Origin of the sequence: Streptomyces sp. NBC_01264 (genome assembly GCF_026340675.1) — a bacterium.
In the GTDB taxonomy this organism is placed as follows: domain Bacteria; phylum Actinomycetota; class Actinomycetes; order Streptomycetales; family Streptomycetaceae; genus Streptomyces.
The window spans coordinates 1,453,361-1,478,581 of record NZ_JAPEOX010000001.1; the positions used below are offsets into that span (position 1 = coordinate 1,453,361).

The following is a 25,221-nucleotide window of genomic DNA, read 5'->3' on the forward strand; positions in this document are numbered from 1 at the left end:
GCCTTTGCCCATCTCCTCGAGGTGCGCTTCACTTCAGGCGAAGCAGAACGCGCAAGCGATTCGCCACGACTCACGGGGGACACCATGAGTGCGCACGATCACGCGCCGCACGACCACGGCACCGCCGGCCACGAGGGTCACGAAGGCCCCGACGGTCACGGGCACGGTCACGCGGGTCACAGCCACGGCGTCGCCGCCGACGCGGACCGGCGCTGGCTCGGCATCGCCCTCGGCCTGATCGCCGGCTTCATGGCCGTCGAGGTGGTCATCGGCGTCCTGGCGCACTCGCTGGCCCTGATCTCCGACGCCGCGCACATGCTGACGGACGCCGTCTCGATCGTCCTCGCGCTGATCGCGATGCGACTGGCCGCCCGGCCGGCCCGCGGTGGTTTCACGTACGGCCTCAAGCGTGCGGAGATACTCTCCGCCCAGGCCAACGGCCTCACCCTGCTGCTGCTCGCGGTCTGGCTGGCGTACGAGGCCGTACGGCGGCTGCTCGATCCGCCGCCCGTGGAGGGCGGGCTGGTGCTGGTGACGGCGCTGGCGGGCATCGTCGTCAACATCGTGGCGGCCTGGTGCATCTCGAAGGCGAACCGCACCTCCCTGGCCGTCGAGGGCGCCTACCAGCACATCCTCAACGACCTGTTCGCCTTCATCGGCACCGCCGTCGCCGGCCTCATCGTGCTCACCACCGGCTTCCGGCAGGCCGACTCGATCGCCTCGCTCGTCGTGGTCGTCCTGATGGTCAAGGCGGGCAACGGACTGGTCCGCGAGTCCGGACGGATCCTCCTGGAGGCCGCCCCGGCGCACGTGGACCCGGACACGGTCGGCGACCGGCTGGTGGGGCAGCCGCCGGTCACCGAGGTCCACGACCTGCACATCTGGACCATCACCTCCGGGCAGGCCGCCCTGTCCGCGCACGTGCTGGTCGCCCCGGAGGGCGACTGCCACGCCGTGCGCCGGGACCTGGAGGCGCTACTGGCCAAGGAGTACGGGATCACGCACACCACGCTCCAGGTGGACCACGCCCAGGACTCCTTCCTCACCGTCGGCCGCCACGGCGAGGACCGGGCCGACACGCACTGCTCGGACGCCCACGGCCCGGTCCACCGCCAGGGTCCGCACGACCACTGACCGGCCGTCCGGGCGGCCGTACGAGCCGCCGTACGAACCGCCGCCGGAGCCGCCGTCCGGGCCGCCGTACGACCCCCGCCTGAGCCGCGCCCGGACGGGGTAGGGATGGGCCCATGACCACCAAGCGCAGCGCCGGACTGCTCCTGTTCCGCCAGCACCCCGGGGCCGGGGTGGAGGTCCTGCTCGGCCATATGGGCGGCCCGCTCTGGGAGCACCGGGACGCGGGCGCCTGGGCCATCCCGAAGGGCGAGTACGGGCCCGAGGAGGCCCCGCGCGACGCGGCCCGGCGGGAGTTCGAGGAGGAGATCGGACTGCCGCCGCCGGAGGGTCCCTACCTGCCGCTGGGCGAGGTCCGGATGATCAGCGGGAAGCTGGTGACCATCTGGGCGGTGCGCGCGGACCTGGATCCGACCCTCGCGGTGTACGGCACCTTCACCATGGAGTGGCCGCCCAAGTCCGGGCGGACGGAGGAGTTCCCCGAGCTGGACCGGGTGGAGTGGTTCGCTCCCGAGGTGGCCAGAACCAAGCTGGTGGTGGCTCAGATCCCGTTCATCGAAAGGCTGTTGGAGGTTCTGGCGAACGAGGGTTGACCTGACCTTTACTTGCCAACAAACCCCATCTGCATGGACATTGCACGTATGACGAACGTCGTGCTGGTGGGAACCCTGGACACCAAGGGTGTGGAGTACGGCTGGCTGCGCGAGAGGCTGCTGCGCGCCGGCGTCGAAGTGATCACGGTCGACACAGGAATCATGAACGAGCCCCGGGTGCCCGCCGACATACCGCGCGAAGCGGTGGCGCGGTATGCGGGAACGGAACTGTCCGAACTGCGTGCGGCCGCCGACCGGGGTGCGGCCGTGACCACGATGGCCCGGGGCGCGGAAGCGACCCTCTTACGCCTGCACGCCGAAGGCCGGCTGCACGGGGTGCTCGCGATCGGCGGCAGCGGCGGGACCTCCATCGCCACCCGGGCGATGCGCGCCCTGCCGCTCGGCGTCCCGAAGGTGATGGTCTCCTCCATGGCGTCCGGGGACGTGGCCCCGTACGTCGGATCCGCGGACATCACCATGATGTACAGCGTCGTGGACATCGCGGGGATCAACAGCATCTCCGCGCCGGTCCTGGCCAATGCCGTCGCGGCCGTCTCCGGGATGGCCGAGGCCTACGCGCGCGCCGCCCTGGAGCTGCACCGGCCGGCCCGGCTGGGCTCGGGGCCCCGGCCGCTGATCGCGGCGAGCATGGCGGGCGTGACCACGATCGGCGTGGACGCGGCCCGGGAACGGCTGACCGAGCTGGGCTACGAGGTGCTGGTCTTCCACGTCAGCGGCACCGGCGGCCGGACCCTGGAGACCCTGGCCGGCCAGGGGATCTTCGCGGGCGTCCTCGACCTCACGCTCAGCGAACTCGCCGACGACCTGTGCGGCGGCATCCTGACCGCCGGGCCCGACCGGCTCAGCGCCGCCGGGCGGGCCGGGATCCCGCAGGTGGTGAGCCTGGGGGCGCTGGACATGGTGAAGTTCGGCCCGATGGAGAGCCTGCCCGAACGGGTCCGCTACCGCCGGGTCCGCGTCCACAATCCCTCGATCACGGTGATCCGTACGACCGGGGCCGAGTGCGCCGAGCTCGGCCGCCGGGTCGCCGCCAAACTCCGTACGGCCACCGGCCCCACGGCCGTCTGCGTGCCCCTGCGCGGGCTGTCCACGCTCGGCGCCCCCGGCGGGCCCTACCACGACCCCGAAGCCGACGGGGCGCTGTTCTCGGCGCTGCGCGAAGGGCTGCGGGGCAGTGCCACCCGGATCCACGACTACGACACCCACATCAACGATCCGGCCTTCGGCCGGGCGGCGGCCGACCGGCTGCACTCCATGATCGGAGCACGGGCCGCGGCTGCCTGATCCCCGGCGCGGAGGTGTCCCCGACGGGGAACCGGCCGTGGCGGAAATGTGTCCCAGGTGATGGCCGGTCCATGGAACGACCGGCTCCGGGGCGCGGTCACGCCACGGCAAGGGGGAAGGCATGAACGGCGTGTGGTCGGTTCCCGGTTACTCGGAGGTCCGCGAGCTCGGTTCGGGCGCCAGCGGCCGCGTCGTCCTCGCGGTCCACGAGGGCACAGGCACGGCCGTCGCGGTGAAGTACCTGAACGACCGGATGCTCGAGAACCCGGTCTTCGTCCGGGAGTTCCGGGCGGAGGCCCAACTGCTCGGTGTCCTGGGTTCTCCTTACGTGGTCGGGCTGTACGAGTACGTCGAGGCGCCCGGCGGCGCCGCGATCGTCATGGAGCTCGTGGACGGCATCCCGCTGAACGCCCTGCTGAAGCAGTGCGGACGGACGGGAACGGAGGCGGCTCTGGTGCTGCTGAAGGGCTCCCTGCTGGGCCTGGCCGATGCCCACCGGGCCGGTGTGGTCCACCGGGACTACAAACCGGCGAACGTCCTGGTCGCGGCCGACGGGACCTCCAAACTGGTGGACTTCGGGATCGCCACGCCCCTGGGCACCACGCCCGGGGCGGCGGGCACCCCCGCGTACATGGCCCCGGAGCAGTGGCAGGGCCGGCCCGCGTCGCCCGAGGCCGACGTGTACGCGGCGACGGCGACCTTCTTCGAGTGCCTGACCGGCCGCAAGCCCTACGACGGGCAGAACTTCGCCGAGCTCGCCGTCCAGCACATCGAGGCCCCGGTCCCCGAGACCGAGGCGCCCGAGCCGGTGCGCCCGCTGATCCGGCGTGGACTGGCGAAGGCCCCCGAACAACGGCCGGAGAACGCCGAGGCGTTCGTCGCGGAACTGGAGGCACTGGCCCTGGCGGCGTACGGGCCCCAGTGGGAGGAACGCGGACAGCGCAAGCTCGCCGCCCTGGCGGCCCTGCTGCCCCTGCTGTTCCCCTCCGCGGGCGTCCCGGCGCAGGGCACCACCGCCCTGGCCACCACGGTCCTGCCGCCGCCCCCGGGCTGGGCCCCGGGCGGGCGCGGGCTGCTCGCGGCGGGAGCGGCGCTCGTGCTCGGGCTGGTGGCCGTACTCGGCTACCAGGCGGTGGGCTCGGAGCCGGGCGGCGCGATGGCGCTCAACGCGTTCGCGACGTCGAGCGCGTCGGCGCCGGGCCCGGGCAGTCCGGCGCCCGGCCCCAGCCCGTCCGCTTCACCGACGCCGACGCCGACGCCGACGCCGGCACCGTCCGCATCGCCGTCGGCGAGCCCGAGTCCGAGCTACACGATGCCCACGCCGACCCTCACCCCGACTCCGACGCCGAAGCCGACCTGGACGGTGACCAAGTCGCCGACCCCGTCCCCGACCCCCACGCCGACGTCGTCCCCGTCGGTCAGGATCTCCGCGGTGAACGTCACCTCCTTCCGGCAGACGGGGCCGGGCACCACCGAGGCCGCCTTCTCCGTCGACAGCGACGGCGCGGGCCCGTACACCCTGGTCGTCGAGTGGTTCACCGGTGACACCAAGGGCGCGCTGACCGTCCCCGACGGGAGCCAGAGCATCGAGTTCGGGGCCGGGAGCCCCGGCACGCGGACCCTCGCGCACACCTTCGCGCAGGGCGCCGGCTGCTACTGGAGCGTCCGCGCGACCACCAAGCCGGCCGCGGCCAACCAGAGTTCCGTCCAGAGCATCTACATCCGGGGGTGCAAGCCGGCATGAGCGATCCCCACGCCCCGCAGGGCGACGACGACTACAGCGCCACCGTGCTCGGCAGCCACTGGATCACCGGACCGCCCCAGGGCACAGAGCGGACCGAACGGCTCGGCCTGGGCGGCACGACCGAACGGACCGGCCCCACCGCACGGTTCGAGGTACCGGTCGGAGCCGTGCCGGACCGGGTCGAGGGTTCGGTCCTGCGCTTCGGACCGGGGGTGACGGCCGCGCTCCCCGCGCCGTTCCCCCTGTACCCCGCCCCGGCTGCCCGACGGCGGAGCGAGTGGCGGCGCTACACCCTGGCCGCCGTGGTGCTGATCGGGGTCCTCTGCTACCTGGGCTGGCAGCGCTACGGCCCGGCCTTGGAGGTCGGGGACGTGACGGTGTCCACCGAGGCCGCCGGCGCCAAGGGGCCCGGCTGCGACGGGACCGCCGACGTGGTGGCCGTCGTACGGACCAACGGGCGGCCGGGAGTGCTCACGTACCGTTGGCTGCGCAGTGACGGCACGCGCTCGGAGCAGCTCAGCGAGCGGGTGCCGAGCGGCCGAAAGGAGGCCCGGCTGCACCTGCTGTGGACCTTCCAGGGCGCGGGCACCTACCCCGCGAAGGCCGAGCTCCAGCTCGTCTCCCCCGTACGGCGCACGGCCGCGGCGGAGTTCACGTACCGCTGCCGCCCCTAGGCCGTCCAGCGGGATCCGGGAGCCGGCAGCCGGATCACCGCGAGCCCGCCGTCGAGGTCCACGCGGGAGCGGGGCGGGGCGCCGTCCTCCTCGTCGTCGCGCATGATCAGCGCGCTCTGCCGCTCCTTGAGCTCGTTCTGCTTGCCCGGCGAGAAGCTGGCGTGCAGTTGCTCGAAGCCGGTCGAGGACATCTGTCCCTTGCGGCCGTTCCAGCGCCAGGGCAGCAGTCCGGCGCGGCCCGCGCGCTCCAGCGTGAGGTCGAGGAAGGCGATGGCCGTGAGCAGCAGCGCGAGCCCCGGGAGGGTCATGAAGACGACGAAGGCCATGCCCCGACCCTAGCGGGTGTCTTGCCGATCGGGCCGGGCTCGCGGCGCCTGGCACCGCGCCCTGATCCGGCCCGATCGGCAAGACACCCGCTGCCCCGGTCCTCCTTTCGGCCAACGGCCCGGACCCGCCGACCGGTCCTTCCGGCCGGGGCGATCGTGGCCGTGCGGCCGAGGCGCCGCCACCCCCGCCCCTGGTTGACTCGAATGTGTTGGCGAGGGCATCAGGGATGCGGCCCTCACGGCACCCTTGCTGCCACGTTCCAGCCGGCGATACACCCCAACCGGAACGTGGCCGTCCCGCACGGATGCCAAGTCCGCGCGGGAGGCCCGCAGCCGCTTTGGGGAGTGGCTGCGGGCCATCTTGCATGCCCGTCCGTGGCGGGCACGCCCCGTCCCCTCTCCTTGTTCAGAAGCGGGCGTGTGCGGTGATGTCCGCCGCGAACTCGCCCGTCATCGCCGGGGTCACCGTCGGGCGGCACTGCGCCACCGCCGCCAGGTAGTCCTCCGTGCTCGCGCCCAGCTGGGCCGCCGCCGCGCCGCGCGCGCCCACCGCCTCCAGGTCCCGCTCGAAGGACACCTGCGCCGCGATCCGCGCCGCGTGCTCGATGTCGGCCGGGGTGAACAGCTCGCTCGCCCCGACCAGCGCCGCCACGTCCACATCGGGGCGGCCCGCCGTGTACCGGGCCCAGATCGCCGCGCGGGCGCCCGCGTCCGGGGTGCCGATCGGGATCAGGTAGTCGAAGCGGCCCGGGCGCAGGAAGGCCGGGTCGAGGGAACGGATGGAGTTGGTCGCGCAGACCAGCAGCCGTTCGTCGCCCTCGCGGAAGCCGGGTATCAGTTTGAGCAGCTCGTTGGTCACCCCGTGCATCCCGCCGGGCTGGGCGGGCTCGGTGCGCACGGGCGCGATCTCCTCGACCTCGTCGATGAAGACGAGCACCCGTTCCAGCTCGGCGATGCGGGCGAACGCGTCGCGCAACGCGGTCGCCAGGTTGCCCCCGTCGGCGAGGCGGGAGGGCAGCAGTTCCACGAAGGGCCAGCCGAGCCGGGAGGCGATGGCCCGGGCGAAGGTGGTCTTGCCGGTGCCGGGCGGGCCGAAGAGGGTGATGGCGCGCGGCGGCCGCACCCCGTGCGCGGCGGCCCGCTCGGGCTCGGCGAGCGGCAGCACCACGCGCCGTTCGATGAGGTCCTTCTCCGTCTCCATGCCGGCGACCTTGGCCCACAGGTCGTTCGGCAGGAAGCGGCCGCCGAGGTCGTCGAGGAGTCCGGCGGCCGGACCGTGCAGCGGCTCGGTCTTCTCGAAGTAGGCGACGGCGGGCTGCCGGGTGTAGCCGGCGTTGAGCAGGCCCTCGCCGAGCAGGTCCTCCTCGGGCAGGACGTACGCGATGCGCCCGACGCGGGCCGCGATGAGCCGCCGCTCCAGCTCGACGAGCAGCGCGCTGGCCAGGCCCCGCCCGCGCCAGCCCGCGGCGATGGCGATGCGCATGACCCAGGCGCGTTCGCCGGTGACGCAGGCGAGGGCGGCTCCGATGGGGACGCCCTGGTGGACGGCGACCACGCAGGGCTGCCGGTCGGTGAGGGCGCTGATGCATTCGGCGAGTGAGAAGACCGACTCCTGGCCGAGTTCGGCCGTGGTGTCGATCAGATGGACAACGGCCGCGAGATCGCTCTCGCGGTAGTCGTGGATCAGCCAGTTCACCGGGTACCGCCCCTCGTTCGTGCTCCTGCGTGCCTGCCGCGTGCCTGGTGCGCACCTTGCTGCCGCGAGGCTAGGGGCGGGCGGGCCGCTTGATCACGCTCCGTCGTGCACAACACCCGGTCGGGGAACCCTCCGTATCGTCCATAGACTGGTGTTTTCCGCCCGAACAGCTGCCCGAGGATCGTCACGCTTTCATGACTTCGCACATATCAGCCGGCATCCGGCGCCGGCCGTACCTCGTGTGGCTGGTTCCGGTCCTCTGGACGGTGGCGCTCGGACTGTGGGGGCTGTCCCGGCAGAACAGCGTCTGGCGGGACGAGGCGGCGACCTGGCAGGTGGCCGCGCGCTCCCCCGGTGAGATCTGGCACCTCCTCGGGAACGTGGACGCCGTCCACGGCCTGTACTACCTGCTGATGCACGTGCTCTTCGAGGTGTTCGGGGCGAGCACGACCACCCTGCGCCTGCCCTCGGTACTCGCGGTCGCGGTCGCCGCCGGCTGTGTGGCCCTCATCGGGCGCCGGCTGGCGGGCCCGTGGGCGGGGCTGGGCGGCGGGCTGGCCCTCGCGCTGCTGCCGGCCGTGCAGTTCCAGCTCCAGGAGGGCCGGTCGTACGCGCTGATCGCGGGCGGCGCCGGACTGTCGACCCTGCTCTTGATCTCGGTCGTCCCGCTCGTCCCGCTCGTATCGCCGGTCTCACGGACATCGGCCGCCGGAGCCGGTCCCGGGCGGCGGACGTGGCCGCGCTGGACGGCGTACGGGGCCCTCGTGCTGGTCTGCGCCCTGCTGAACTGGTTCTCCCTGCTGATCCTGCCCGCCCACGCGGTGACCCTCTGGTGGGCGCGGGCCGGGCGCGCTGTCGTGGCGCCCTGGCTGCTCGCCTCGGGGGCGGCCGTGGCGGGGGCGCTGCCGCTGATCCTGTTCAGCCGGACCCAGTCCGGGCAGGTCTCCTGGATACCGCCGCTGACCTGGCACATGATGATCGGCCCGGGCGTCCTGCTGGCGGTCGGCGCGCTGGGTGCCTGGGCGGACCTCCGGGGCGGGCCGCGCACCGGGCCGACCACCGGGCCGACCACCGGCCTCCCGCCCCGGCTGACGGCGGCCTCGGTCGGGCTGCCGCTGCTGGCGGTGCCGCTGCTGGGGCTGGCCGCCGCCTCCCTGATCCAGCCGCTGTTCCTGGACCGGTACGTGCTGTTCTCCATGCTGGGTCTGGCGCTGCTGATCGGTGCGGCGCTGGGCGCGGCCGTACGGGCCCTCGCGCCCCGGTACCCGAGGGCGTCGGGCGCGCTCGTGCCGGCCGTGGTCGCGGTCTCGGCGGTGGGGCTGCTGCCCGTGGCTCTGGCCGACCGGTCTCCGGCCAGCCGGGTGGACGACGTCCTGGCGGTGGCCGGGGAGGTGTCGGCGCTGAAGCGGGACGGCGACGCGGTGCTCTTCGTCCCGGCGGCCCGGCGGGACACCGCGCTGGTCTCGCCCGGGGCGTTCGCCGGCCTGACGGACCTCGCGCTGGTCCGGAGCCCCGCGGAGTCGGGGACCCTCAAGGGCGAAGAGGCCTCCCCGGCACGGATCTCGGCGGCCCTGCGCGAGCAGCGGCGGGTCCTCCTGGTGACGGACTCGGGGAAGAAGGCCAGGCCCTCCGGCTCCGCGGCGGACCGGGCGAAGGCGGCCGTGCTGCGGGCGGAGTTCACCGTGGTGGAGGACCGGCAGGTCCGCGGCCGCCGGGTGACGGTGTACGAGCGGCGCGGCTGAGGGGCTCGCACGGCTGACGGGGTCGCGCGGCCCGCCCTCAGCCCTCCACCGGCTTGCGGTCCACCGGGGTGGGCACCTCGACGGGGCCGCCGCCCCGGCGGCGGGGTCCGGACCACGGGGCGGGCACGGCGTCGATGCGGTAGGCCAGGGCGTAGGCGACCGCCTCGTAGTTGACGCGCCAGCCGCGGAAGTGCGGCCAGGCCTGCTCCGGGTCGCGGGCCATGGTCACCCCGCGCTCGCGCATCCGTACGACCCCGTCGAGGAACTCCTCGTAGGTCAGCTCGATGGGGTCCTCCGGCAGCGGATCCGGGTCGTAGGCAATGCCCTCCTCATGGGCCAGGTCGCGCAGGCAGTTGAAGCCCGCGCGCAGGGTCACGCGCATCTGGGTCTGCGGGGCCGTGGGGTTGAAGGCCAGGTGGAGCGCGGCGGCGTCCAGGACGGCGAGCAGGCTGATCAGCCAGTTGCGCTCCCAGCTGGGCGAGCGGAAGTGGATCAGCCCGGGGTGGTTGGTGTGGCTCTCGCTGACCTCCGCGGACCAGCGTTCCCAGTCCCGGAACAGGTCGGGGAGGGTGTCCACCAGGTCGACCTGGGCGTGCCGGGCCAGCAGCTGCGGTCCCCAGGACGGTACGCCGCCGCGGATGCGCAGCAGGCTGACCTCGGCTTCCCGGCGGGCGTAGGCGGCGTAGAGGGTCGGGAGGTAGCCGATCTGGAGGCCGATGACGATGGGGCCGGTGGCCGCGGCGCAGAAGTCCACGGCGGTCAGCTGGCCGCGGTCGACGCTGGCGAAGCCGAGGGTGAGGACGGAGGAGCCGGCTTCGCGCAGGGCGACGGGGAGCGGCATGTCGGAGACGCCGTGTTCCAGGAGCCCGTAGCCGAGCAGGAACAGCAGCAGCCAGATCACCAGCAGGAACAGCATCGCGATCGGGGCGGCCGGGGCCAGGACGCGGTCCTTGAGCTGTTCGGTGGGCATCCGGTCGGCGACGAACTGGTACGGGGCGCGGATCAGGACGCGCACGATCCGCGGCAGCTTCGAGCGCATGGCCCGGGGCGTGACCAGGGCCTGGGTGACCGAGACGAACGTACCGAGGACCACGAGGAACCCGGCGACGGAGCTGAGTACCCGCACGCTGCGCCCTCCGCCTCGGGGTGACCGGCTTCGCCCGGCCGCCACACGTCCCCGGCTGCCGCAGGTCCCCGGCCGCCCGATACCCCCGACTACCTCATATCCCCGCGCCCGCGGCCAACGGGCGGCGCCCATCCGGTCGGCGACCGGCCGCGGCCGCCCCGGAGCCCGGCGCCGCCGCCGGTCCGGTGACCCGGCGGTGACCCGGGGACCGGCGGAACCGGGGACCCGCGGAACCGGTGATGCCGTGATTCACAGCGGATCCACAAGGATTTCCCGAGCCCGGTCACAGGTTCACCCGCGAGGCTCGGAGCATGATCCAGCGCCTCTCCTCCCGACCGGACCGCCGCCCCCGCGCCCGTGCCCGTGGCCGGCGCGCTTCCAGGCTCCTGCTCGCGCTGGCCGTGATGACGGCCCTGACCGGCGCCGATCTCCCCGAGGCGCTCGCCGAACCGCCGCTCGGCGTCACGCGTACGGCCGCCAACGATGCGACGTCCGCGCGGGTCGGCGCGCTGTTCGCGGGCGGCCTCGACGGCGGGCACTTCTGCACCGCGTCCGTGGTGCGGAGCGAGGACCGCGATGTGATCGCCACCGCCGCGCACTGCCTGGGCGGCCTGGACACCACCTACTTCGCCCCCGGCTACCGCGACGGCGAAGCCCCGTACGGCCTGTGGAAGCTGACCGGCCTGTACGTGGCACCGGGCTGGACGGACGGCGAGGACCCCGACGCCGACATCGCCTTCGCGACGGTGGCCCCGGTGGACGGCCGGCAGGTCGAGGACCTCGTCGGGGGCTTCCCGGTCGCGGCCGGGCAGCCGGCCGACGCCACGGTGTCCGTCGTGGGCTACCCCAGCCGCGAGGAGTCCCCGCTGTACTGCGCCAACACCACGACCCTGTTCTCCGGGACCCAGCGCCGCATCGAGTGCCCGGACCTCAGCGGCGGCACCAGCGGCAGCCCCTGGCTCGTCGACGGCGCCTTGGCGGGCGTCCTCGGGGGCTACGAGGGCGGCGGGACCGTGCCGGAGGTCTCGTACAGCGCGGTCATGGGCGACCAGGCGCTGGAGCTCTACCGCGAGGCGTCCACCGACGGCTGAGACCGCCGGGCTCTCGGAGGGGCCGTCGGGAAGCACGCGCGTCAAGAGGCAGCGAGGACCTCCGCCGCGTGCCGGGTGGCCTCCTCCTTGGCCTGCTTGGCGGCGGTGAGGGAGAGCGCGTTCCTCTCTATGAGGGCCTTCTGGAAGGCCACCTCGGTCGCGTACCAGACGCCGATCACGTTGGTCCGCGTACGGCACTCCACGTCCGCGATCGCCGTCGCCGTCTCGGCGGGCGTCGGCTGCGGGGAGGAGAAGCGCGGGTCGTTGGGGGCGTCCATGGGTTTCGCGTAGCCGAAGCCCTTCTCCTTCATGCACCGCGACCACGCGCCGAAGACCGCGACCACCTGTGGGTCCTCCTGCGCCTTGGCATAGCCGGTGTGGCCGACGTCCTGCACGAAGTCGCTGACCGGTGAGGCGCCGCCCGTGACGCGGGCGGTGGCCTCGCCGAAGCAGCCCCGCTCCGGCACCTGCCGGCCCCCCACCGTCGCGGTCGGGGCGGCGGCGGGCCGGGGACCGCCGCCGCCCGGGCCGACCAGGACGGTCCGCTCGGCTTCGCTCATCGCGGCCTGCGTGCGGTCCGCCGCCTCCCTGGCGGCCGAGGAGGCGGCCTCGTCGCCCGCGGGGCGGTAGCCGCGTGCGGCGGCGAGTCCCGCGTCGTGGATCCCGTAGCGCAGGTCGGTGTCGGAGGCGGGGCCGTAGGCCGGCAGGGGCGGGGCGGGGGTGTACTGGAACCCGTAGCGCCGCATGCACTGGTCGGTGACCAGGTCCAGGGCCTTGTCGATCTGCGCCAGCTCCGCCTTGGAGGGGCGGTAGGCGTCGAGCGGCAGGCTCAGGGTGACGGGGTCCGGGACCGGCGGGGTCGCACGCTGCGGGGCGACGGTGACGTCCGTGCGCGCGGTGGCGGCCGGCTCCGACGGGCCGGCGCACCCGGTGGCCGTCATCGCCGCGCCCACCGCGCAGGCCAGGGCGATCAGTCGTCCGAGAGCGTGCATGCGTCGTTCCCTTCGCGTGGGCCGGTGGGCGGGGCGATCGGCGTCCGCCATCAGGACACGTGCTTGAACGAGGCGTTGTCGTTGTAGGTCGCCGACAGGTTGCGTCCGTTGCCGCGGCCGATGTAGTCGGCTATCCCCTGGTAGCCCTTGTTGAAGTACACCTGCGCGGCCAGGTCCGTCCTGGCGTTCCAGGCGCTCGCGGCGTTGTTCTTCACGTCGGCTCCGGCGCCGTTGCCCCACTCGCAGAAGCTGGCTTTGTAGTAGTCCACGCCCGTCTCCCGGCCGAGGTAGCCGAAGTCGTACTCGTCGTAGCGGAAGTACCGCACTGCTCCGTTGAAGCCGGAGTTGTAGTAGAGGCCGAAGGTGAAGCCGCCCGTGCCGTCGCAGGCCTTGTTCTGGGCGTGCATGTGCGAGTTGCGGATGTCGGCACTGGCCGGGGTCGACGACAGGGCCAGGGCGGCGACCAGGCCGGCGACCGCCGCGCCGGTCAACGTGCTTACGCGCATGGGAGATCTCCTCGGGTGGGACGGGGAGGGGAGCTGAACCGTGCACAGATTCGCGGGCCTTGAGAGCGCCCGTCTTGTTGGAACACGACAGGTTCCGGAGGCGCGTTTCCCACTTCCGCGGCCCTTCGCGATCCGGCCACGGACCGGGCCCCGGTTGGCCCGAAGATCGCTAGGCCGCGGCCCTCCGACGGGGAAAGGATCGCTGCCTGGCGCGGGGAATCCCCGTTCCCGTTCCCGGTCCCGTCGCCGTCGCCGGACTCCCGCTCCTCCTCCGCAAGGAGTACGCACCCGTGCCCGCACCAGCCGCCGTGCCGAACAGCAGCCTCGTGTCCCGGTCGCCCGTCCTGCGCGGCCTCGTCCACCACTACTCGAGCTTCTCGTACGGGCGGATGAAGCCCGTGCGGCGGCTCGTCACGCCCAACACCGTGGCCACGGTCAGCTTCGGCTTCGGCTCCCCCATCTCGACCGACAGCCTGGTGGATCCGGCCCTTTCGCGCACCTGCCTGTCCCGGGCCGACCTGCCGGCGACCACCGCGGTCACGGGACGGCACTGCGGTCAGGTCCGGGGCATCACGCTCGTCATGAACCCGCTGGGCGCCTACCGGCTCTTCGGGGTGCCCATGCACGAGTGGGACCGGTCGCACCTGAGCCCCGCCGATCTGCTGCCCCACCAGTTCCGCCACCTGCCCGAGCAGTTGGAAGCAGCGGACGGGGCGGCGCAGGCCCGGATCCTGAACGAGGCGCTGCCGCGCCTGCTGGGGCGGGGCCCGTTCGTCGCTCCCGAGATCGCGTGGGCCTGGAGCGAACTCCACCGGACGCGCGGGCGGATCCGCGTCAAGGAACTGGCCGCCGGGACCCATTGGAGCGTCCGGCACCTCGAGCGGCGTTTCCGGGAGCACGTCGGACGGTCCCCCGCCGCCATCGCCGCGATCCTGCGGCTGAACCACGCCATGAGGCTGCAGGACCGGGGGGTCCCGCTGGCCAAGGTCGCGCAGTTGGCCGGCTATCACGACCAGGCCCACTACAACCACGCCTTCAAGGCAGCCATCGGACTGACGCCCACGCAGCTGTCCGCAGACCGGCTCGACTGGACGCCCCGGGCCGCCTGAGGGCCCCTGGTCGGTCCGGTCCGGACCGGTCCGGTCCGGACCGGACCGCGCGTCCACAGACTCCGCCGCGTCCCGTGGCCGTTGCGTCCGCAACCCCGCGCGGTGGCGGGCACCCGCGTGCCCGGAATCAGGAGGAGAAGCATGCGACCACCAGGACACACGGCCCGGCCGGCCCGGACGCGCGGCCGGCCGGGAGCGGTGCGTGCCGGTACGGCTCTCGGCGCGGCCGTGGTGATGGTGTTCACCGCGCTGGCCGGCAACTCCGGGACGGCGAGCGCGGCGCCGCCGCCCAAGGTCTCCGAGGACCGGGCATGGACGACGACCGGGGACGCGGAGGGCTTCCACCTGATGGTGGCCGACGCGAAGGACGGCTACCGCTGGCGCACCGCCGCATCGCTGTCCGAACCGGGCTTCGACACCGACATGTGGATCGGCAACGCCTGTGTGACGGGGTCCGGGCGGCGGGCCGTCGTCGTGTTCGCCCCGCGTACGTTCACCAACGAGCCGCGGCTCATGGCCCGGGGCGGGTTCACCGCCGTGATCGACCTGGGCACGGGCGCGGTGACCAAGCTCGCCCTGCGGGCCTCGCTCTCCTCCTACAACCCCGGCTGCGGCGTGGACGAGACCGCGGTCCTCACCCAGTCGCCCGGGGAGGACAAGACCTCCACCCGGCTCGTCCGCCTGGACGCCGCCACCGGTCTGCTGGCGGCGCCGGTGGAGTCGGCGGGGCAGGTCACGTCGGCCGTTCCGGTCCGGGACGGGAGCATCGTGGCTGCCGGTGCCGGCGCCGTCGTCAGGGTCGGGAGCGACGGTGCCACGACGGCCGTCGCGGTCACCGACGGCGTGCCGTTCCGGCTCACGGCGGACAAGGACGGCGGTGTCGTCTTCCTCGACAAGTCCGCCGCCGGACCGAAGGCGGCCGGCGCCCCGGCCGCCGTCCCCACCGCGAAGGTGAAGCGGATCGCCGGGGCCCAGATCGCCGCGCCGGACCCGAAGAAGGGCAAGCCGTCGACGACCGATGAGCCCGCCCGGCCCGTGAAGCCCGTGAAGCCCGCCGAGCTCGCGTCGGGGCCGCTGGCCGCGACGGGGCTGGCCCGGGACGCGGCGGGCACCGTCTACGTGACCGGGCCGGTGACCAAGGGCAAGGGCAAGCTGCCCAAGGCGGCCAGGCTGCTGCCGAAGGCCCCCAAGGACGCGACGGTCAGCACCCACGGCGAATCCGTGGTGACCGCCGCCGGCTGGGCGGACGGCAAGGACTCCCGGATCTCGCCGGACGAGGCGAGGGACGCCCGGCCGGTCACCGTCGATCTGCTGCGCACGGCGTCCGGGAAGAGCTCCACCTCCGTGATCGATCCCGCCGCCGGGGGCGGCGCCGGCATCGGCCGGGGCAAGGAGGCTTCGCCGCGTGCGGCGGGTGGCTCCAAGGCGGGCGGCACGGACGGGGACGCGGACGCGGCGCCGCGCGCCGCGAGCGCCGCCGCGTCCGGCCCGACGGAGATCGTGGAGTCGGAGCGGTACTGCTCCGTCCCGCGCAACGACCCGCGAAACCAGGCCATGCAGCCCAAGCCCCGGCAGGTCGAATGGGCCGTGGACCAGGCGATCCAGGGGACGCTGAACCAGAACACCAGCCGTCCCGCGAACTGGAAGAACCTGGGCATGCCGGCCTATGCGCCGCAGACGCTGTTCCCCCGGCCGGCCCTGTCCGGCCAAGGCCGGGTGCCGGCGCAGATCATGCTCGGGATCACCGCGCAGGAGTCCAACATGTGGCAGGCCGGCCGGTACGTGGTCCCCGGCGTCACGGGGAACCCGCTGATCGGCAACTTCTACGGGATCGACTACTACGACGGGGACAGCTCCGACGACTGGAGCGTCAACTGGGAGAAGGCCGACTGCGGTTACGGCGTCGCCCAGATCACCGACGGCATGCGTCTCGCCGGGCGCGGCAGCGACCCGCTCCCGTACGACACCCAACGCGCCGTGGCCCTGGACTACGTCACCAACATCGCCGCGGGGCTCCGGATCGTCAGCGAGAAGTGGAACCAGACCCGCGACGCCGGTCTGATCGTCAACAACGGAGACGCGTCGAGGATCGAGAACTGGTTCTTCGCCCTCTGGGCCTACAACTCGGGCTTCCACCCGGACCTGGGCGACGGCAGCACCTGGGGCGTCGGCTGGGCCAACAACCCCGCCAACCCGGAATGGGACACCGGCCGCACGCCGTTCATGGAGGACTGGCTCGGCAACGACGACTACCGCGATGCCTCCCACCCGCAGGACTGGCCCTACCAGGAGAAGGTCATCGGCTTCGCGGGGCACGCGCTCGAGGCCCTGGAGTCCCCGGGCAAGACCGTGGCCGGCTACCGGAACGCCTGGTGGAGCGGCACCACGGCCGATGCCACCGTGCCCGGCAGCGCCAAGTACAACCGCGCGCAGGCCAAGCCCGCCGAGGACACCTTCTGCCAGGTCCTCGCCGACGACCCCGCCAACGACTGCGACTCCAGCCGCATCAGCGACGACTCCACCAACGACAACGGACCCTGCCGCCTGTCGAACCTGCACTGCTGGTGGCACACGCCCGTCACCTGGAAGGCCGACTGCCAGGCGACCTGCGGCAACGAGATCGTCCGTTTCAACTCCACGTACAAGGAGGAGCCCGACGGCACCGCCTACCCGCCGGCCTGCACCCTGACCGGTCTGCCGGCGGGCGCCCTGATCGTCGACGACCAGCCGGACAACGTGCCGTCCGTACGCCCGAACTGCGGGCGTCCGTGGACCAACGCCGGTACGTTCACGATGTCGTTCGGAAGTGATCCGGGCGCCACGACGTTCCCCGCGAAGGTCGACACCCATCAGATCGGCGCCGGATTCGGCGGGCACTTCTACTTCACCCACACCCGCAAGAACGACCTCAAGGGGCAGCTCCTCAAGGTGTCCGCCACCTGGGCCCTGCGGGATCCGGTGGCCAAGCCGGTGCAGGTGTGGGTGCACCTGCCCGACCACGGCGCCCACACGGGCCGCGCCGTCTACGAGGTGAACCTCGGGCGGGGCAAGAGGAAGTCCGTGACGGTCTCCCAGCCGAGCGGCAAGAACCGCTGGGTGCCCCTGGGGTACTTCGTCTTCACCGAACGGCCGTCCGTAACCCTGACCAACATCACCACAGACGGCACCGGGGACGCGGACATCGCCTACGACGCGGTCGCCTTCCTGCCCGTCGACGGCACGTGGGCCGAGCAGAGCTTCGACGCGGTGGCGATCTTCGACCAGGACCAGAACATGGACACGGACACCCCGTGGCTGCTCAAGACCCCCTTCCGAACCATGACCACGCTGCGGGACTGGGCCGTGGAGCGCAGTTACGGGGGCAAGAGCTGGACCGGTGACTCCCCGACGGTGGGCATGGGGATGATGCCCGTCTGCCAGGGGGCGAACCGGGGCCCGGACTGCGTCGGTCCGGCCACCCACGCGGCGGCGATGGAATGGTACGAGGACGCGCGGCGCGGCGGCACCGGACACGGTGACAGCGCTCCGGACATGACTCAGGCGATCTGGATGGGGTACGCCAACGCCCGGCCGCCCGCCGAGATCGACCCGCACAGCTCGTTCATGAGCGACGACTCGTACAAGATCAAGACCCATATCGAGGCGCGCTACATCGTCGACCCCACCGGGAAGATCATCCCGGGCACGGAGCAGGCGGACGTGACCACACGGACGGGGGACACGCACATCGCCCCCTTCGTCCTGAAGATGATGAACGCCATCGAGGAGGACTACGGCGTCCCGGCGCCGAACCTCGCGCACGGGTCCATCGACGCCAACTCCTGGAAGGACGGAGCCTCGGTCCTGGTCACGCCCAACGAGACGGGCAAGACCCCGGGGCGGGAGTACCTCCCCAACGTGACCGCGCCGCGCATCGTGGCCGACGGCAGGTGCGTGGAGAGCCGGTCGGTGAGCGGGGGCACCATCGGCTACCGCCCGATGGTGGCCAACGACTCGGTCAAGAACGAGACGGTGCAGTGGGTGGAGCGGACCGAAAGGCTCGCGGCCAGCGGCTACCTGCCCGAATCGGTGCGCAAGACCGTGGGCGACATCTACTCCACGTTCTTCAAGGTCTGGGGGCCGGGCGGCACCTTCGGGACCCTGTTCAACGCCGCGCCCCCGATCTGGCAGAACGTGAGCGTGGCGTTCTGCGCCGACGGGTCGGTCGTCCCCACGGCGCGGGCCGACAACCCGTCGACGGACCCCCGTCTCGGCATCGTCACGCAGAGCTGGATGCCCGACCTGTACCTGTACCTCAACGGCAAGGCCATCGACAACGCCGGCCGCCCGACCACCGGCCCCGCGTCCCGAGGCAACTTCCGCAACTTCTCGGAGCTACCCCTCAGCGACCCCCACCCCTACGGCTTCTGCGACATCGGCGAGCGCGGCAACAGCGGCAACCCGTGGCAGATCGACGCGGTCGAGGGCGGTGATCCGACGCCGTCCAGCGGGATGTACTGCGACACGCAGACCCGGTACAGCGGCACCCGCACCGACTGAGCGGGGAGGGTGACGTGACCCTGTGAACCGGGCGGACCCCGGCGGCAGCACCGTGCCGCCGGGGTCCGCCCGTCACACGCCGCCCGTCACGCCTGCCCCACCTCCGCGGGGGACTCGAACCAGGTCGGCTCGTCCCGCAGGGCCTGGCGGATCCGGTTCACCGCGAAGGACTCCAGCGGCTCCGGCAGCGCGTCGGGGGCGAACCAGGCCACCTCCAGCGACTCGTTGTCGTTGACCCGCGCCTCGCCGCCCGTGGCCCGGCAGCGGAAGGTGATGTCCTGGAACTGGCAGACGTCCCCGTTCGGATAGGTGATCGGCGGGAGCATCTGCACCAGCACCACCCGGTCGGGTACGCACCGCACGGCCGTCTCCTCGTACACCTCGCGCACCGCCGTGTCGGCCGGCTGCTCCCCCGGCTCCGCGATCCCGCCGACGACCGACCAGCGTCCGGTGTCGGCGCGCCGGCCCAGCAGGACCCGCCCCTCGTCGTCGACGACGACGGCGGTCACCCCGGGCAGCAGCAGCAGCTGGTGCCCGGCGGTGGCGCGCAGGGTGCGGATGAAGTCAGGTGTGGTCATTCCCCGACCTTACGGACCTTACGGGGTACGGCGCATCCGGCGTGCGAGCGTCCAGCCGAGGCCTCCCGCGGCGACGGCCAGCAGGAGGTACTCGGCGAGCGGGCCGAAGCGGGTGGCGGGCGTCTCGGTGGAGCGCAGCGGGATCTCCGCGACCAGGGCGTCGGCGGTGAACATCTTCGTCTGCTGGACGATCTCGCCGTCGGGGCGGATCACGGCGCTGACCCCGCTGGTGACCGGCACCAGGACGGTCCGGCTGTGCTCCACGGCCCGCACCCGGTCCATGGCGAGCTGCTGGTAGGTCATCTCGGTGCGGCCGAAGGTGGCGTTGTTGCTGGGCACCGCGAGGACCTGGGCGCCGGCCCGGACGGTGGAGCGGACGGCGTCGTCGAAGGCGGCCTCGTAGCAGGTGACCATGCCGACCCCGCTGCCCGCCATGTCGAAGACCCCGGGCTCCTTGCCGGGGCCGAAGTCCCGCTGGACCCGGTCGACGTCGGAGCTGAAGAGGCGGACGAGGGAGCGCATCGGGATGCGCTCGCCGAAGGGCTGGATCTTGCGCTTGTCGTAGGTGTCGACGGGGCCCTTGACCGGGTCCCACAGGATCATCGTGTTGCGCAGCGGGCCCGTCTCGGGGGCCAGTACGGAGCCGATGGCGACGGGCACCCCGATGGTCTTGACCGCGTTGTCGATCACGGCGTAGGCGTCGGGCTCGGCGTACGGGTCGATGTCGGAGGAGTTCTCCGGCCAGACGACGAAGTCCGGCTTCTTCACCTTGCCGAGCTTGATGTCCTCGGCGAGCTGGATCGTGCGGTTGGCGTGGTTGTCCAGGACCTGACGGCGCTGGGCGTTGAAGTCGAATCCGGCGCGGGGCACGTTGCCCTGGATGACGGCGGCCGTCACCGTGCCGTCCTCGGCGGCGTCGGAGACCAGCGGCCGGGCGGCCAGGGCACCGGCGAGCGGGGCGGCCACGGCGGTGGCGGCGAGCAGTGCGGCGGTGGCCCGGCGGGTGTCGGCGCCGACGCGCACCACCTCGTACAGCCCGAATCCGCACAGGGCCACGGCGAAGGAGAGCAGCGGGGTGCCCCCGAGCGCGGCGAGCGGCAGGAAGACCCCGTCGGGCTGGCCGAAGGCGAGCTTGCCCCAGGAGAAGCCGCCGAAGGGGGCCCGGGCGCGCAGCGCCTCACCGGCGATCCAGACGGCGGCGCCCCACAGCGGCCAGGCGGGGAGCCGGCTGACGAGGGCGATGCCGAGGGTGGTGAGGCCGATCAGCAGGGATTCGAGGGTGACCAGCGCCAGCCACGGCACCGGGCCGACGCCCTCGCCGGTCCAGACGAGCAGCGGCAGCAGGAACCCGAGCCCGTGCAGCACGCCGAGGCCGAACCCGGCCCGCGCGCGGCGTCCGTACAGGCACCCGCCGAGCAGGGCGAGGGCGAAGGGGGCCACCCACCACAGGGGGCGGGGCGGGAAGCTGAGGTAGAGGAGCACACCGGAGAGGACGGCGAGCGCGGGCCGCGCGAGCCGGCCGGCCCGGCGCCGCAGGGGGGAACCCGCCACGGCTTCCCGTACCACCGGACCCGACGCCTGGTCGTTCCCGGTGTCCTTCCCGGTGTCCTTCACGGCTTCGTTCCCGGATTCGTTCCCGGCCGCGCGGGTCGCACTGCTGCTCATCTGGCGGAGTGTACGTCCCCCACCTGTGCCGGTGGCGGAGTCAGTGAGCCAGGGCACGCAGATGGGCGCGGATCACGAGGACCGCGTTCTGCGCGTCGTCGACCGTGACGGTGAAGAGCTTGCCGTCACCGAGCCGCAGCTCCAGGCCCTCCCCGCGCCGCACGATGACGGCGGTGCCGCGCTCGGGGCGCCAGCGGTAGCCCCAGCCGCCCCACTGCTGCGGGGTGATCCGGGCCACGTACTCGGCGGCCTCCACCTCCGTGAGCCGGATCCTGCGGCGCGGCAGCCCGATGTGCCCGCAGCGCACCTCGACGGCTTCCGCGTCGACGGTGACGGCGGCGTGCACGAAGGCGAGGGTGCCGAAGAGGATGAGCAGACCCGCGGCGAGACAGCCGACCACCGCCATGAGGATCGCGACGACACCGCCGTCCCAGGCGTAGTCGACGGCGATCTCGATCCCGAGCGCCAGGAAGGCCGCACCGGCTCCGGCGAGCAGCCACTGCACACGGTTGGAGGCCCGGCCCGTCCAGAGCGGCCCAGGAGGGTGACCCGTCATGTGTAGCAGCGTACTCACGTTCCGCATGGACGCCACTGCCCTCCTTGGGCCGTACGGCGGAGCGGGCCCGGAACACCGCCGGGCTACGGGACCTGGCCCGGCGCCTCGCGGCGGCCGGGGCGGCGGCCGCCGTCGCCCGGGACGCGTAGGCACTCGGGCAGCGGGGCCGGAACCTTCAGGCTCCCGTGGTGGAGCCCGGGCGGATGATCATCAGGACGGTCACGGTGGCCCACAGCAGGTTGAAGACCCCGATGAACATCGCGAGGCGAGCGGCGGACCGGACACCGGGGCCGGGACCGGGACCGGGGCCCGGGCCGGGGCCGGGGCCCTGCTCCTGCTCCTGCTCCTGCTCCTGCTCCTGCTCCTGCAGCGCGACGAGGGCGGCGTCCTGGCCCGGGAGGATCAGCAGGGCGAGGACCGCGGCCGCCGCCGTGGTCAGCACGATCGAGACGATCAGCCACCCGTCGCCGAGGACTCCGAGGCTGCTCGCAGTGGCGAACCCGAGGACGGGAACCGCGGTGCCGACGGCCGCGTAGACACGGCAGACGCGGTGCAGCATCCGCAGGTTCGCGCGGGCGTCGCCGTCACCCGGGGCGGGCGCCCCCGCGCGGCGCAGCGCCGCCGGGAACATGCTCGCGGCGACGGTGACCGGCCCGATGGCCAGTACGGCGGCGAGGACGTGCAGGGAAAGGAAAAGCTTCGTCACGGGCGCGGCTCCGCGTCCGTCCGGAACCCGGTGGCGCGGCGCCGGCCGGTGACCTTGGACGCCGGCAGGCGGCCCGCCTTGGAGGTGCCGGCCAGACAGTCGCCGGTCACCGTCACGGCGAAGGCCAGGTTCAGGCGCATCGGCCGGGTGACGTCCTGCTTCCAGGTGAGCCGGTCGCCGTCGAGCACGACGTCGCCGAGGGGGACCTCCTCCCCCGCCCCGCGGGCGACCCCGGTCAAAACGCCGTCCCGGCGCAGGAGTTCGACCACGGCGCTGATCCGGCCGATGGGTGTGGAGACCGTCAGGTCCCAGGTTCCTTCAACGGACATGGTGCGGTTCTTTTCTTTCCTCGAGGTGCGGGGTGGGCGGACGCGGGGACCGGGCGGGGGCCCGGCGGGGGCGCCCCGGTCAGAAGCCGACCGGGGCCGGGCCCCGCTCGCGCCAGACGGTGCCGCGGCGTTCATGGGCGAACAGTTCCTCCACGGCCTGCGCGATCCTCGGGCCCACCTCGCGTTCCAGCAGGCACAGGCCCAGGTCGAGTCCGGAGGTGACACCGGCGCCGGTGACGAGGTCGCCGTCGTCGACGACGCGGGCGCGCACGGCGTGGACGCCGGTGGCGTCGAGCATGTCCAGGCCCAGGTGGTGGGTGGTCGCGTTGCGTCCCTCCAGCAGGCCGGCCATGGCCAGGACGAGCGAGCCGCCGCACACCGCGGCGACCGTCATCCGCGGGTTGGCCATCGCCGCCCCCAGCAGCGCGGGCAGTTCGGTGGTCAGGGTACGGCCGATCAGGACGGGGATGAACTCGTCCTGCTGCCACGGCCCTTCGCCCGCGTCGAGGTCGGGGACCTCCCCGGGTTCTCCGACACGGCCCGAGGCGCCGGGAACGAGGACCAGGCCCGTACGGCCGGGGTCCAGGGTGCCCGTGGCGCGCAGCGCCAGGCCCCCGGTGCCGCTGACCACCTCGCGCGGTCCTTCGGCGGAGACCAGTTCCACGCTCACCGCGCCGCCGGATGCGGCGCCCCCCGCGTGGAGCACCTCGTAGGGGGCGATGACGTCGAGTGGATCGAAGCCGTCGAACAGGACGATCTGGGCGTGCATGAAGGGTTCCTCCGCGGGCGGCGGTCCGGACCGTTGCCGGGCTCGCCCTTGACGCTACGGGTCCGGTGGCCCTGCCCCAGTGGCATTAATGACACCTTCCAGCGGGATAACGCCACCACCTTCGAGACCGGCTCCGACCTGCGGAAAGGTGTGCTCGCGGAATCTCCGGGCCGGTCACTCGCCCCACCGGCGAGGTATGTTCTGGCCATGCACACCGTCGCCGTCCTCGCCCTGGACCGGGTGATCCCTTTCGATCTGTCCACCCCGATCGAGGTCTTCACCCGTACCCGCCTGCCGGACGGCCGCCAGGCCTACCAGATCCGGGTGTGCGCGGAGCGGCCGGAGGTCGACGCGGGTTCCTTCGCCCTGCGCGCGCCGTGGGGACTGGAGGGGCTCCGCGGCGCGGACACGATCATCGTGCCCGGCACCGACGTCCCCACGGCCCCGCTCGCTCCCGCGGTCCGGGACGCGCTGCTGGAGGCGGCCGCGCAGGGCACGCGCATCGCATCGATCTGCTCGGGCACGTTCCCGCTGGCCGCCACCGGGCTCCTGAACGGCCTGCGGGCGACGACCCATTGGATGGCGGCCGACCTCCTCGCCGCCACCTATCCGGACATCGAGGTCGACCCGGACGTCCTGTACGTCGACAACGGGCGGATCCTCACCTCGGCCGGCGCCGCCGCGGGCCTGGACCTGTGCCTGCACATGATCCGCAAGGACTACGGCTCGGCGGTCGCCGCCGACGCGGCCCGGTTGTCCGTCATGCCCCTGGAACGGGAGGGCGGGCAGGCGCAGTTCATCGTGCACGACCACGCGCCCACCCCCAGGGGTTCCGTGCTGGAACCCCTGCTCTCCTGGCTGCAGGAGAACCTGGCTTCCGAGCTCACGCTCGCCGACATCGCCGCCCGCTCCGGAACCAGCACGCGAACCCTGATCCGCCGCTTCCGCGAGCAGACGGGGACCACCCCGCTCCAGTGGCTCCACCGCGCCCGGATCCGCCAGGCGCAGCACCTCCTGGAGACCACGCAGCACTCCGTGGAACGGATCGGTGCCCAGGTCGGCTTCGGCTCGCCCACCGCCTTCCGCGACCGCTTCAAACGCACCACCGGGGTCAGCCCCCACGCGTACCGCCGCGCGTTCAGCTGACCTGCGCGTCTCCCGGATGCCGGGACGGCTCCCAGGTGCCGGGACGGCTCCCGCGCGGGCGCTGCGCAGTCCGGCCCCTCGGGGATCACCCCGTGACGGATCCCCCGACGCCGGCGCCGCGCGCCGCCAGCAACCGGCCTTCGGCGTACCCGAAGGCGGGCTCGGGCAGCGTGCCGGGGCGGCCGCTGAGCAGGACGGTCAGGCTGCCGGTGGCCGGGAGGCCGGGCTCCGGGCGGGCGCCGAGCCGGCGCAGGGCCTGGACGGCGACGGGCTCGGCGGAGCCGTGGAAGACGTACGCGCCACCGCCGGTGCGCCGGTCGAGGGCGGCCCGGATGGGGGCCTCGACCAGCTCGTAGTGGGTGCAGCCGAGCACCACGTCGGTGACGTCGGCCGGGGTCAGCGCGGCAGCCGCGGCGACGGCCCGTACGACGGCGGCCTCGTCGCCGGCCTCGACGGCGTCGGCCAGTCCCGGGCAGGGCACCTCGGTGACGCGCGCGCCGTCGGCGAAGTCGCGGATCAGGCCGCGCTGGTAGGGGCTGCCCGTGGTGGCGGGGGTGGCCCAGATCGCCACGCGCCCTCCGGCGGCGGCGGCGGGCTTGATCGCCGGCACGGTCCCGATGACCGGGACCGCGGGCTCCAGCGCGGCGCGCAGCGCGGGCAGTGCGTGCACGGAAGCGGTGTTGCAGGCGACGATCAGCGCGTCCGGCCGGTGCGAGGCGGCGGCCCGCGCGACGTCGAGGGCCCGCCCGGTGAGGTCCTGCGGGGTCCGCGGACCCCAGGGCATCCCGTCGGGGTCGCAGGACAGCACCAGGTCCGCGTCCGGCCGCAGCCGCCGCATCGCGGCGGACGCCGCGAGCAGGCCGATACCGGAGTCCATGAGGGCGATCTTCACTTGGTC

At 73.3% G+C, this 25,221-nt stretch carries 22 protein-coding genes; 10 read left to right on the forward strand and 12 right to left on the reverse strand.

Features of this window, described 5'->3' with window-relative positions; translation table 11 throughout:
- Positions 1-84: 84 nt before the first annotated feature.
- From OG435_RS06540 to OG435_RS06560, 5 genes are all read left to right on the forward strand, one after another.
- Positions 85-1,134, forward strand: a complete 1,050-nt coding sequence (locus OG435_RS06540; protein WP_266875852.1) for a cation diffusion facilitator family transporter — start codon at positions 85-87, stop codon at positions 1,132-1,134.
- Between the two features lie 113 nt (positions 1,135-1,247).
- Positions 1,248-1,724, forward strand: a complete 477-nt coding sequence (locus OG435_RS06545) for an NUDIX domain-containing protein (protein ID WP_266875853.1) — start codon at positions 1,248-1,250, stop codon at positions 1,722-1,724.
- A gap of 48 nt (positions 1,725-1,772) precedes the next feature.
- A complete protein-coding gene (locus OG435_RS06550) occupies positions 1,773-3,029 on the forward strand; it encodes a Tm-1-like ATP-binding domain-containing protein (protein ID WP_266875854.1) in 1,257 nt (418 codons plus the stop codon).
- A gap of 121 nt (positions 3,030-3,150) precedes the next feature.
- Positions 3,151-4,773, forward strand: coding sequence for a serine/threonine-protein kinase (locus OG435_RS06555; protein WP_266875855.1), 1,623 nt, complete (start codon positions 3,151-3,153; stop codon positions 4,771-4,773).
- A complete protein-coding gene (locus OG435_RS06560; protein WP_266875856.1) occupies positions 4,770-5,447 on the forward strand; it encodes a hypothetical protein in 678 nt (225 codons plus the stop codon). The genes OG435_RS06555 and OG435_RS06560 overlap by 4 nt, the downstream gene beginning before the upstream one ends.
- Here the strand turns inward: OG435_RS06560 and OG435_RS06565 are convergent.
- Both OG435_RS06565 and OG435_RS06570 read right to left on the reverse strand, forming a co-directional pair.
- Complete coding sequence (locus tag OG435_RS06565) at positions 5,444-5,773, reverse strand: DUF6191 domain-containing protein (RefSeq protein ID WP_266875857.1); 330 nt, start codon at positions 5,771-5,773, stop codon at positions 5,444-5,446. The two genes, OG435_RS06560 and OG435_RS06565, sit on opposite strands and share 4 nt — an antisense overlap.
- Positions 5,774-6,179: 406 nt before the next feature.
- The gene (locus tag OG435_RS06570; protein WP_266875858.1) at positions 6,180-7,469 is read right to left on the reverse strand and encodes an ATP-binding protein; all 1,290 of its coding nucleotides are present in this window, start codon (positions 7,467-7,469) and stop codon (positions 6,180-6,182) included.
- A gap of 194 nt (positions 7,470-7,663) precedes the next feature.
- Here OG435_RS06570 and OG435_RS06575 point away from each other — a divergent pair, with 194 nt between their 5' ends.
- A complete protein-coding gene (locus OG435_RS06575) occupies positions 7,664-9,211 on the forward strand; it encodes a glycosyltransferase family 39 protein (RefSeq protein ID WP_266875859.1) in 1,548 nt (515 codons plus the stop codon).
- Positions 9,212-9,248: 37 nt separating this feature from the next.
- On the opposite strand, the gene OG435_RS06580 is transcribed toward OG435_RS06575, so the two are convergent.
- Positions 9,249-10,337 carry a hypothetical protein gene (locus OG435_RS06580; RefSeq protein ID WP_266875860.1) on the reverse strand — a complete coding sequence of 363 codons (1,089 nt, stop codon included), beginning with the start codon at positions 10,335-10,337 and terminating at the stop codon, positions 9,249-9,251.
- A 311-nt stretch (positions 10,338-10,648) separates the two neighbouring features.
- Between OG435_RS06580 and OG435_RS06585 the strand changes: the two genes are divergently transcribed.
- Positions 10,649-11,428, forward strand: coding sequence for a trypsin-like serine peptidase (locus OG435_RS06585; RefSeq protein ID WP_266875861.1), 780 nt, complete (start codon positions 10,649-10,651; stop codon positions 11,426-11,428).
- 41 nt (positions 11,429-11,469) lie between these two features.
- On the opposite strand, the gene OG435_RS06590 is transcribed toward OG435_RS06585, so the two are convergent.
- A complete protein-coding gene (locus OG435_RS06590; protein WP_266875862.1) occupies positions 11,470-12,420 on the reverse strand; it encodes a hypothetical protein in 951 nt (316 codons plus the stop codon).
- A 50-nt stretch (positions 12,421-12,470) separates the two neighbouring features.
- The gene (locus tag OG435_RS06595; RefSeq protein ID WP_266875863.1) at positions 12,471-12,926 is read right to left on the reverse strand and encodes a hypothetical protein; all 456 of its coding nucleotides are present in this window, start codon (positions 12,924-12,926) and stop codon (positions 12,471-12,473) included.
- 290 nt (positions 12,927-13,216) lie between these two features.
- Here OG435_RS06595 and OG435_RS06600 point away from each other — a divergent pair, with 290 nt between their 5' ends.
- Positions 13,217-14,035 carry a helix-turn-helix transcriptional regulator gene (locus OG435_RS06600; RefSeq protein WP_266875864.1) on the forward strand — a complete coding sequence of 273 codons (819 nt, stop codon included), beginning with the start codon at positions 13,217-13,219 and terminating at the stop codon, positions 14,033-14,035.
- 141 nt (positions 14,036-14,176) lie between these two features.
- On the forward strand, positions 14,177-18,574 hold the full coding sequence (locus OG435_RS06605) for a hypothetical protein (RefSeq protein ID WP_266875865.1): 4,398 nt from the start codon (positions 14,177-14,179) through the stop codon (positions 18,572-18,574).
- Positions 18,575-18,660: 86 nt separating this feature from the next.
- Here OG435_RS06605 and OG435_RS06610 read toward each other — a convergent pair whose 3' ends face one another.
- The 6 genes from OG435_RS06610 to OG435_RS06635 all read right to left on the reverse strand — a co-directional run bounded on the left by OG435_RS06610 (position 18,661) and on the right by OG435_RS06635 (position 23,177).
- Positions 18,661-19,152, reverse strand: coding sequence for an NUDIX hydrolase (locus OG435_RS06610; RefSeq protein ID WP_266875866.1), 492 nt, complete (start codon positions 19,150-19,152; stop codon positions 18,661-18,663).
- A gap of 18 nt (positions 19,153-19,170) precedes the next feature.
- Positions 19,171-20,817, reverse strand: a complete 1,647-nt coding sequence (lnt, locus tag OG435_RS06615) for an apolipoprotein N-acyltransferase (RefSeq protein ID WP_266875867.1) — start codon at positions 20,815-20,817, stop codon at positions 19,171-19,173.
- 40 nt (positions 20,818-20,857) lie between these two features.
- Positions 20,858-21,373: a hypothetical protein gene (locus OG435_RS06620; protein WP_266875868.1), complete on the reverse strand. Its 516-nt coding sequence runs from the start codon at positions 21,371-21,373 to the stop codon at positions 20,858-20,860.
- 175 nt (positions 21,374-21,548) lie between these two features.
- Positions 21,549-22,079 carry a hypothetical protein gene (locus tag OG435_RS06625; protein ID WP_266875869.1) on the reverse strand — a complete coding sequence of 177 codons (531 nt, stop codon included), beginning with the start codon at positions 22,077-22,079 and terminating at the stop codon, positions 21,549-21,551.
- Positions 22,076-22,408 carry a hypothetical protein gene (locus OG435_RS06630; RefSeq protein ID WP_266875870.1) on the reverse strand — a complete coding sequence of 111 codons (333 nt, stop codon included), beginning with the start codon at positions 22,406-22,408 and terminating at the stop codon, positions 22,076-22,078. The genes OG435_RS06625 and OG435_RS06630 overlap by 4 nt, the downstream gene beginning before the upstream one ends.
- Before the next feature lie 79 nt (positions 22,409-22,487).
- Positions 22,488-23,177, reverse strand: coding sequence for a DJ-1/PfpI family protein (locus tag OG435_RS06635; protein ID WP_266875871.1), 690 nt, complete (start codon positions 23,175-23,177; stop codon positions 22,488-22,490).
- A 207-nt stretch (positions 23,178-23,384) separates the two neighbouring features.
- Here OG435_RS06635 and OG435_RS06640 point away from each other — a divergent pair, with 207 nt between their 5' ends.
- Positions 23,385-24,323, forward strand: a complete 939-nt coding sequence (locus tag OG435_RS06640; RefSeq protein WP_266875872.1) for a GlxA family transcriptional regulator — start codon at positions 23,385-23,387, stop codon at positions 24,321-24,323.
- An 85-nt stretch (positions 24,324-24,408) separates the two neighbouring features.
- Here OG435_RS06640 and OG435_RS06645 read toward each other — a convergent pair whose 3' ends face one another.
- Positions 24,409-25,215 carry a glutamate racemase gene (locus OG435_RS06645; protein WP_266875873.1) on the reverse strand — a complete coding sequence of 269 codons (807 nt, stop codon included), beginning with the start codon at positions 25,213-25,215 and terminating at the stop codon, positions 24,409-24,411.
- Positions 25,216-25,221: the final 6 nt, after the last annotated feature.

Excerpts from the sequence above, each read along its gene's own strand:
- OG435_RS06540 (WP_266875852.1), top strand. The coding sequence starts at position 85 with ATGAGTGCGCACGATCACGCGCCGCACGACCACGGCACCGCCGGCCAC.
- OG435_RS06545 (WP_266875853.1), top strand. The coding sequence starts at position 1,248 with ATGACCACCAAGCGCAGCGCCGGACTGCTCCTGTTCCGCCAGCACCCC.
- OG435_RS06550 (WP_266875854.1), top strand. The coding sequence starts at position 1,773 with ATGACGAACGTCGTGCTGGTGGGAACCCTGGACACCAAGGGTGTGGAG.
- OG435_RS06555 (WP_266875855.1), top strand. The coding sequence starts at position 3,151 with ATGAACGGCGTGTGGTCGGTTCCCGGTTACTCGGAGGTCCGCGAGCTC.
- OG435_RS06560 (WP_266875856.1), top strand. The coding sequence starts at position 4,770 with ATGAGCGATCCCCACGCCCCGCAGGGCGACGACGACTACAGCGCCACC.
- OG435_RS06565 (WP_266875857.1), bottom strand. The coding sequence starts at position 5,773 with ATGGCCTTCGTCGTCTTCATGACCCTCCCGGGGCTCGCGCTGCTGCTC.
- OG435_RS06575 (WP_266875859.1), top strand. The coding sequence starts at position 7,664 with ATGACTTCGCACATATCAGCCGGCATCCGGCGCCGGCCGTACCTCGTG.
- OG435_RS06585 (WP_266875861.1), top strand. The coding sequence starts at position 10,649 with ATGATCCAGCGCCTCTCCTCCCGACCGGACCGCCGCCCCCGCGCCCGT.
- OG435_RS06590 (WP_266875862.1), bottom strand. The coding sequence starts at position 12,420 with ATGCACGCTCTCGGACGACTGATCGCCCTGGCCTGCGCGGTGGGCGCG.
- OG435_RS06595 (WP_266875863.1), bottom strand. The coding sequence starts at position 12,926 with ATGCGCGTAAGCACGTTGACCGGCGCGGCGGTCGCCGGCCTGGTCGCC.
- OG435_RS06605 (WP_266875865.1), top strand. The coding sequence starts at position 14,177 with ATGCGACCACCAGGACACACGGCCCGGCCGGCCCGGACGCGCGGCCGG.
- OG435_RS06610 (WP_266875866.1), bottom strand. The coding sequence starts at position 19,152 with ATGACCACACCTGACTTCATCCGCACCCTGCGCGCCACCGCCGGGCAC.
- lnt (WP_266875867.1), bottom strand. The coding sequence starts at position 20,817 with ATGAGCAGCAGTGCGACCCGCGCGGCCGGGAACGAATCCGGGAACGAA.
- OG435_RS06620 (WP_266875868.1), bottom strand. The coding sequence starts at position 21,373 with ATGACGGGTCACCCTCCTGGGCCGCTCTGGACGGGCCGGGCCTCCAAC.
- OG435_RS06630 (WP_266875870.1), bottom strand. The coding sequence starts at position 22,408 with ATGTCCGTTGAAGGAACCTGGGACCTGACGGTCTCCACACCCATCGGC.
- OG435_RS06635 (WP_266875871.1), bottom strand. The coding sequence starts at position 23,177 with ATGCACGCCCAGATCGTCCTGTTCGACGGCTTCGATCCACTCGACGTC.
- OG435_RS06640 (WP_266875872.1), top strand. The coding sequence starts at position 23,385 with ATGCACACCGTCGCCGTCCTCGCCCTGGACCGGGTGATCCCTTTCGAT.